Annotated in this window: 6 protein-coding genes; 1 reads left to right on the forward strand and 5 read right to left on the reverse strand. The window is 32.1% G+C overall.

Annotation, left to right across the window (positions count from 1 at the left end):
* Nucleotides 1-13: 13 nt before the first annotated feature.
* The 5 genes from dpaL to EF514_RS06780 form a co-directional block, all read right to left on the reverse strand.
* Nucleotides 14-1,219, reverse strand: coding sequence for a diaminopropionate ammonia-lyase (dpaL, locus tag EF514_RS06760; protein WP_127724674.1), 1,206 nt, complete (start codon nucleotides 1,217-1,219; stop codon nucleotides 14-16).
* A gap of 250 nt (nucleotides 1,220-1,469) precedes the next feature.
* The gene (locus tag EF514_RS06765; RefSeq protein ID WP_127724675.1) at nucleotides 1,470-3,212 is read right to left on the reverse strand and encodes a sigma 54-interacting transcriptional regulator; all 1,743 of its coding nucleotides are present in this window, start codon (nucleotides 3,210-3,212) and stop codon (nucleotides 1,470-1,472) included.
* Between the two features lie 58 nt (nucleotides 3,213-3,270).
* Complete coding sequence (locus EF514_RS06770; protein WP_127724676.1) at nucleotides 3,271-3,759, reverse strand: hypothetical protein; 489 nt, start codon at nucleotides 3,757-3,759, stop codon at nucleotides 3,271-3,273.
* A gap of 55 nt (nucleotides 3,760-3,814) precedes the next feature.
* Nucleotides 3,815-4,231 (reverse strand): hypothetical protein, encoded by a 417-nt coding sequence (locus EF514_RS06775; protein ID WP_127724677.1) that lies wholly within the window; start codon nucleotides 4,229-4,231, stop codon nucleotides 3,815-3,817.
* Between the two features lie 84 nt (nucleotides 4,232-4,315).
* Nucleotides 4,316-5,077 carry a hypothetical protein gene (locus EF514_RS06780; protein ID WP_127724678.1) on the reverse strand — a complete coding sequence of 254 codons (762 nt, stop codon included), beginning with the start codon at nucleotides 5,075-5,077 and terminating at the stop codon, nucleotides 4,316-4,318.
* Nucleotides 5,078-5,253: 176 nt separating this feature from the next.
* Between EF514_RS06780 and EF514_RS06785 the strand changes: the two genes are divergently transcribed.
* On the forward strand, nucleotides 5,254-6,303 hold the full coding sequence (locus EF514_RS06785; protein WP_240649027.1) for a pirin family protein: 1,050 nt from the start codon (nucleotides 5,254-5,256) through the stop codon (nucleotides 6,301-6,303).
* The last annotated feature ends 77 nt before the right edge of the window (nucleotides 6,304-6,380 follow it).

The raw sequence follows: 6,380 nt of genomic DNA on the forward strand, positions 1-6,380 counted from the left end.
ATTTCCTCCTTAATCAATAACTAGGATATCTTCCGTCCCAAACAATTTCTCTATACATTTTATTATCAGTATCGCCTTCAGTGCTAAATGCTAAAACTACGGAATTTTCATCTAATCCTATTTCTTCTCTAATATCTTTTAAATCCTCATCAGCCATAAGTTTAGATATAACCCCGGAAGTAACAGCTCCACTCTCACCTGAAATCACTCTATTATCGCCTTTTTCAGGATTTCCTAAAACTCTCATTCCATGTGCCGCATACATTTCATCTACAGAAAGGAAGTAGGAAGCATAGCTGCTAAGTATTGGCCAACCAATAGTTACAACTTCTCCACATGCAAGTCCTGCCATAATAGTGTCCATATCTCCTGTTACATTGTGTAACTGTCCATCATCCGCTTTAGCAGTCTTATATACACAATTTGCCTTGTCTGGCTCAACTATTACTATAGTTGGCAAGTCGTCGCTGTATACGTTTGCAAAAAAGCCCGTAACTGCAGATGCTAAAGAGCCTACGCCGGCTTGTAAAAATATATGTGTCGGTTTCTCCCCAAGTCTACTTAACTGTTCATAGGCTTCATTTGCCATAGTCATATAGCCTTGCATTATCCAACGCGGTATATCTTCATAGCCTTCCCATGAAGTATCTTGTACCATTACTCCATTATGTGCATTGGCATATTCATTTGCCATTCTTACACATTCATCATAATTTGCATCGTAAACGTCAACATCGCTGTTCTCTCTTCTAATATTTTCCACACGCTCCGCTGCAGTTCCCCTTGGCATAAATACCTTTGACTTCTGTCCCAGTTGATTTGCAGTCCATGCCAAACCTCTTCCGTGATTTCCATCTGTTGCAGTTACAAAAGTAGTATCTCCAAGTTTTTCCTTTACTTCTTTTGAAATCATCTTGCTATAGGGTAACTCACTTATATCCACTCCTATTTTATTGGAAATATAATTACCTATTGCAAAACTGGCTCCTAAAACTTTAAAAGCATTTAATTCAAATCTATGAGATTCATCTTTTACAAACATATTCTTTATACCTAATTTTTTTGATAAATTTTTCAGTTCAACTAAGGGCGTTTCTTTATACTGAGGAAAGCTTGAATGAAATCCTTTTACCTTCTCAGCTACGTCTCTATTTAAAAACCCAACATCTGCTTTGGTTTTTCCTTTTAAACTGGCAATATTTATCTTGTTCAAAGTCATCACTCCTTTAATTTTTAAATAAGCTTACACTTATATATAATGCAATTTCTATGCCAACATTAAAATCAAAAACAGAAAGAGCTATTTTAAGCCCTTTCTGTTAAATAAATTCATTTTATAAATTATTTAATATCCCTTTAATTGCTCAAAAATTATCAGAACGATAATTATTTCTTATCATTTTGATAATTATTTAAATTTTTTCTTGTAAACCTTTAATTTCACAGTCTTTAACCTTGAAATATTTTTATCAAAATGATAATTCTTCTATTTCATACTGCTTTATCTTTCTATACAAAGTTGCTACACCAATGCCCAAACTTTCAGCTACGATTTTTTTAGCCTCTGTAGTTTTTCCATACTTACTAAGCGCCTTTATTATTTCATCTTTTTCCAACTGACAAAGGGTTTTTATCTCTTCATCGCCTACAATATTCTTATTTACCAATATATCTCTAGGCACTGTATCCAAAGTCAGTCTTCCATCTTGTCCCATCATATTTATCATAAATTCAATAGCATTTTCTAATTCTCGAACATTTCCTGGCCAATTATAGTTAAGCAGTGCATCCATAACTTCATCGTCAATTCCCTTATAATTTTTTCCAAACAACTTAGTATATCTCTCTACAAATAATAAGGTTAAATCCACAATATCAGCCTTTCGCTCTCTAAGAGGCCTAGCCTCAATAGGAATTACATTTAGCCTATAGTAGAGGTCCTCTCTAAATCTACCCTCTTTAATCATTTTAGACAAATCTTTATTAGTTGCCGCAATAACTCTAATATCTAAAGGAATTTCCTTGTTTGAACCCAATCTTGTTACAACTCTATTTTCCAATACCCTTAAAATTTTCGACTGCAAATAAATAGGCATATCACCTATTTCATCTAAAAATATAACTCCGCTATTAGCTAGTTCAAATTTTCCGATTTTCCCTCTAGAGTCAGCTCCTGTAAAGGCTCCTCTTGTATATCCAAACAATTCACTTTCCAAAAGCGTTTCAGGAATAGCCGCACAATTTATTGAAATAAACCTGTTATTAGCCCTGTCGCTATTTTGCCATATGGAAGTTGCTATTAGCTCCTTACCCGTTCCACTTTCTCCGGTGATTAAAACCGTTGAATTGGATTTGGAAATTTGAGCTATTCTATCCAGTAAGTTTTTAGTTACTTCGCTGGAGCCAATAATGTCACTTCTACTAATAGTTGAAGTCATATCGTAAAGTTCGGATTTTACCTTTCTAATTCCTTCAAAAAGCAATATCTTATTAAATTTTTCATTGTCCACATTGACAATTTCACCTACTACATACCTTCTATGTCCATTTACCTCTATAAAATACTCACTTCCGGAACCGACTTTATCCCCCGGCGTTGAATAATTTATTTTCAGCCCTATGCTATTTTCATCCAGACCTATTTGGTTTTCAGCACTCTTATTAATAAAGCTAATCACATTGTTGGAATCTAAAACTATTACAGCTTCCTGTAGATAACTTATTATGGTCTTCAGCGTTCCCATATAGGAGAGATTTTCCTCTTCCTGGTAGTAGTTAACCATAACTGCTGAAATAAAATTTGTAATTTGGCGCACAAAATCCAAATAATTTTCAAGATTATTTTCAAGTAAAGACCTTGACATATCGTCAAGACCTATTAACCCTAAAACTCCAATTACCTCATCTTCAATAAATATCGGAGTTGTAACTTCAAAGGTTTCAATACAATTATCTCTATCGGGACAATTTGCACATAGTTCATTTTCACCGGGATTAGTAATTACTATTAACTCCTTAGTTTCCATTACATGTTTGTTAACATATCCCTTATCAGACATATCAACACCGATTTTATCCTTGTAATAGCCCGTTCCCGCTATTCTCTTTAAATCTCTATCTACAACCTCTACTTCAACATTTGCTATTTTTGAAACAGCATCTGCATAATTTTGTATTTCATCGGCTACTAATCTAAGATCGTATTTATGCATACAATCACCTTTCTCATACTTCTATAACCATTAAATAAAGTCATTGTTTTAATAGCAATTACTTCCTTTCAACACTTTTTTTACTTATAAAATAGGTAATTCCTATAATTAAGCTTAAAAATAAAACATTTAAAATAAAACTTTCATTTCTTTCTGTCTTTGTCTCCACATTAATATTATTACCCTGTTTACTAATACTATATACATCATGGTACATTCCATTAGTGATGAGAGAAGTATACTTTTTACTTAAGTCAACATTAGCCGTAAAATTTTCCAAACGATATCTATTTAAAAATATACTTTTAGAATACTCCACAATTATATTTCTTCCATTATGCTCATAAATAAGTATATAGGAGTTATTTAGTTTTTCTTTTTTTAACAGTTTAATTCCATTTGATATGGAGACTTCCTTTGCAATAATTTTTTCACTTTCTCCCTGTAAACTCTTCTCTGAAATTGTATATATTCTATATCCTTCGAATATAAATACCGTTAAAATTATAACCACCAAAGCACTTATGACTAGTTTTACTTTATCCATTTATCCTCCAAAACTTCTACTTATCTAACCTTATAGGAGTATTGTTAGTATATAATTAATAATTAATATAACTTTTATCAAAAAAATACCCACAAGTTCCTTTAAAAAGAACTTCTCCATCTTTTTCAACTGCTATTATATTAGTATTTTCACTTAGTAAAGCTTTTGAGATGGTCTTTTCATATTGATAAAAATTACGTAGTCTTACAACATCTACTACAGTTACCAAACTAAAAATTAAAATAGCCAACATAAAAACCTTGTTTAAATATTTCCTATTTCTCATTTTAAGAATTAAAATTAAATATATAATTAATCCCATCCAAGGAAAAAGAAACATCAAGCTACTTTGCAATATTGGATACAACCCAAAATCTATAGTATATACAAAATGTCCGTTAACTATATAGGAAACTACTCCTAAAATAAATAACGCTGCAAATATTATACTAACCATATGCTTTTTTAACATAATTTTCACTCATTTCTACATTTAAAATAACACATTAACTTTAATACCAATTTTATGTGAAGTTACTTATATTGATTTTTTTAATTAAGTTTCCTCTCCTATAATTATAGTAGTATTTTCTATAGTTACTTGATTCCCACAGTATTTCTCATTGCTACAATGAACATATACCCTAACTTCATTTTCATCACATTTTATAAATTCAATTTCCTGTTCTCTATTTTTTAAATATACCTTAATACTATCGGTCCCTACTATGCCATCACGAAAGATATTTAATATCAACCTAAAATCTTCATTGGTAAATTTGCCCTTTATTAATATTTTATAAATGTCAGTAATTCCATTATCCCTACTATTTGGAACCATGTACTGAGTCATAGCCTCTCTTGATTTTTCATCTTTCATCTGTTGGAGTCCCATTTGAAAGGGAAAACCTTGAAAAATATTAAAATAGCTGTTTATCCAAGGCATAGTTCTTGTAAAAAGATTAAAAAACCACTTGAATTTCATATATTCTGGTTTTGTCATTTTCACTTTTCTTCTGGAAAGTATCTCATAGGATTTATTAATATCTTCTACATCAAGCATTAAACAAACTAACCCTCTATGTCCTTTATTATAGAGATTGACCCATTCTTTAAGCCATCCTCCGCCCTTTTTCTTTAAAAGATTTACACATTCAAAATATTCATTCCCAACCCAGATATTAGATGCTTTAAAACCTTTCGTTCCCTTACCCCATGTGGGTTCATAGAGCAATCCCGACTCTCTTATCTTTGATATTACCTCTTCATCTTTTTGATACTTTGAATCTATATGTAAAACCAAGTGATCTATCTTCATTTTAATCTTTCCCTCTCATTAAAATATATATAAATTTTAACATATCCACACTTCATTTTCTATTAAACAATTGGCGTTTAAAGCATCTGATACTTGGGAAATATGGGTTTATAGTAGTCATATAGGGTAAATATAAAATCACACTAACTGTTTTTATAATTGAAAGGAGTTATAAATTGAAAAGCAAAATTATTTCCATGGAGCCTGTAAATTTAAGAATACCTGTTAAGTCTCCTTTTATAATCGGAGTTCATCATCTTGATTACTATCCAGAAGGCAACGAAAAAATGGAACCTACTTACTATATTGAAGGAAGAGAAATTGGAAAAGATTTAGATCCCAAGTCCCCTTGGAGAATGTATCACGGTACTACGGTTCCCGGATTTCCCAGTCATCCCCATAGAGGATTTGAAACTGTTACTATTGTTGAAAAGGGATTTGTAGACCACTCTGACAGTTTCGGCTTAAACGGCCGCTACGGTAACGGAGATGTTCAGTGGCTCACTGCAGGAAGTGGAATCCAACACTGTGAAATGTTTCCTCTAATAAATCAAAATAGTGAAAACACTTTGGAATTATTCCAACTTTGGTTAAATTTACCTAAAGAAAACAAGTTGGTCCAGCCTTACTATAATATGCTTTGGAGTGAAGATATTCCCATTATTGAAGAAAAAGATGAAAAAGGGAAATCCTTTAGGGTTAAAGTAATTGCAGGAGATTACAAAACCAAAAAAGCATTACCTCCAAATCCGGACTCCTGGGCAGCTGAAAAGCAAAATCATGTTGTAATTTGGATAATTGAACTTGACTCGAATGCTGAATTTGTTTTAAGACCTACTACTGAAAGTGCAAGTAGAATGATTTACTATTATAAGGGCGATATAATTTCAATTGAATCGGAAACTATAGCTTCAGGAAATGCCGTGGAACTTGTCTCAGACGAGGAAATTAAAATTCTAAATGGAGTTGCCCCAAGTAAAATTTTACTTCTCGAGGGAGAACCTATTAATGAACCCATATCCACCTATGGACCTTTTGTTATGAATACAAAAGAAGAAATAATGCAGGCCTTTAACGATTATCTACTTACGCAGTTTGGAGGTTGGCCTTGGCCTACTAACGCACCTTTAAACCCCATTGACTCAGAAAGATTTGCCAAATACCCAAATAAAACTGAATATCCAAAAAAAAACAAACTACCTGATGTAGTTTGTTCAGGCTGTTGACAATGAAATGTCAACAGCCTTTTAAAATTGGTAAATATATTGTGGGTGATAAAAATGATGGGTAAAAAAGATAAAAT

Origin of the sequence: Anaerosphaera multitolerans (assembly GCF_004006535.1) — a bacterium.
Classification (GTDB): domain Bacteria; phylum Bacillota; class Clostridia; order Tissierellales; family Peptoniphilaceae; genus Anaerosphaera; species Anaerosphaera multitolerans.

What these genes read in the sequence shown, in the direction of transcription:
- EF514_RS06775 (WP_127724677.1), bottom strand. Translation starts at nt 4,231, where the DNA reads ATGTTAAAAAAGCATATGGTTAGTATAATATTTGCAGCGTTATTTATT.
- EF514_RS06770 (WP_127724676.1), bottom strand. Translation starts at nt 3,759, where the DNA reads ATGGATAAAGTAAAACTAGTCATAAGTGCTTTGGTGGTTATAATTTTA.
- EF514_RS06765 (WP_127724675.1), bottom strand. Translation starts at nt 3,212, where the DNA reads ATGCATAAATACGATCTTAGATTAGTAGCCGATGAAATACAAAATTAT.
- dpaL (WP_127724674.1), bottom strand. Translation starts at nt 1,219, where the DNA reads ATGACTTTGAACAAGATAAATATTGCCAGTTTAAAAGGAAAAACCAAA.
- EF514_RS06780 (WP_127724678.1), bottom strand. Translation starts at nt 5,077, where the DNA reads ATGAAGATAGATCACTTGGTTTTACATATAGATTCAAAGTATCAAAAA.